Genomic DNA, 1,564 nt, shown 5'->3' with positions numbered 1-1,564 from the left:
CGGAATTTTTCAAGCTGAATGAGACCGGTGGGTGTGTTATGCGGCTGTCGTATCGGTCTCCTGGGCGGGCTGGTTGATCCAGGCGGTGTCGGGGAGCGCGAGGATCTTGGGGGCTGTGGTGGTGGCGAAACGGTGTGGGTGCTGGGCGCGGGCCTGGGCGAGCACCGATTGCCGGTCGGCTGCCTTGTCGGCGGCCAGCCCGTAGTGGACATCGGCTGGGGTGTGCAAGCCGATGCCGGTGTGGCGGTGTTCGTGGTTGTACCAGTGCGTGAACGAATCCATGAATTGTCTTGCCTGGGTGAGTGATCCGAAGCGTTCGGGAAATTCCGGCCCGTATTTCAAGGTTTTGAACAATGATTCGGAGTAGGGGTTGTCGTTGGATACCCGCGGCCGAGAGTGCGACCGGGTGACCTCGAGATCGGCCAGTAGCGTGGCGACGGATTTGCTGGTCATCGACGTGCCCCGATCGGCGTGCACAACCTGCGGGATGCCGTGGACACCGAAGATCTCTTTCATCAATTCCGTTGCCAGAATACCGGATTCATGAGTATGGACATGGACGCCGACGATGTAGCGGGAGTAGATGTCGATCATCACGTACGCGTCGAAATAGGTTCCTTTGACCGGGCCGGCGAGTTTGGTGATGTCCCAGGAATACACCTGCCGGGGTGCGGTCGCGACCAGTTCGGGACACACCTTCGCCGGGTGACGCGCCAGCCGGCGTCGTTCGCTGACTTGCCGGTTCTCGCGCAGTACCCGATACATCGTGGACACCGAACACAGGTAGATGCCCTCGTCGAGCAGCTGGGCATAGATCTGCAACGGCGCCAGGTCGACGAACCGGTCGCTGTTGAGCGTGTCCAGAATTCGGCGTCGTTCCAGCACTGTGAGCTTGTTGACCGGCTCCTGGGGCACCGGCACCACCACCGCTGCGGTGGATGTCGTGGCGGCCCGGCACCGGCGGATCGCGGTGGAACGCACCAGCCCAGTCAACGCCGCGGCGGCCCTGGTGGCCACACCACCAATGGTCAGCGCGTGATAGGCGGCGGTCAGCGCTTCTTTCGCTGCTCGTCGGAATCCGCTCTCTCGGAAAGAGTTTCCAAGAGAGCGTGCGCTTTTCCCATGATGTCCAGCGCGGTCTCGGTGGTAGCCAACCGCTTGTTCAGCCGCTCGTTCTCCCGCCGCAGCCGCGCGATCTCGGCCTGCTCGGCAGTGAGTTTACCGATCTTCTCACCGGGCGTCTTCCCGGCCAGCAGCCCCGCGTCGCGCTGCTTGCGCCATTCGCTGATCAACGACGAATACAAGCCCTCCTGGCGCAGATACCCGCCGCCCTCACCACGCCCAACGGCGCGTTCGTAGGCATCCAAATGTTCGAGCTTGTCCGAGGCGCTGAACGCGCGCCGCCGCTTCGGCTCGTCACCACGCGGACCCTGTGAACCCATCCGCCCATTGTTGTCCCTGGCCCTCGAGGCCCTCGTACTGGTCATGAAAACGTCGATCCGAATCTCGCCCCGCGTCAGGCCGATTTGCTGTGAACCGGTGGACTCAACTCAGCCTGACACGC

The 1,564-nt window shown here is 62.9% G+C and carries 1 protein-coding gene; it reads right to left on the bottom strand.

Going from position 1 to position 1,564, the window contains the following annotated elements; genetic code table 11:
- Window positions 1–36: 36 nt before the first annotated feature.
- Window positions 37–1,442, bottom strand: a protein-coding gene (locus tag AB0J29_RS37175) for an IS3 family transposase (RefSeq protein ID WP_364796059.1) whose coding sequence is annotated in 2 segments (ribosomal slippage) — window positions 37–1,076 and window positions 1,076–1,442 — 1,407 coding nt in all. Because the reading frame shifts where the segments join, the coding sequence is not laid out codon by codon here.
- Window positions 1,443–1,564 lie beyond the last annotated feature (122 nt).

Origin of the sequence: Nocardia sp. NPDC049707, from assembly GCF_040674855.1 — a bacterium.
Classification (GTDB): domain Bacteria; phylum Actinomycetota; class Actinomycetes; order Mycobacteriales; family Mycobacteriaceae; genus Nocardia.
This window is presented reverse-complemented; position numbering and strand designations above follow the sequence as displayed.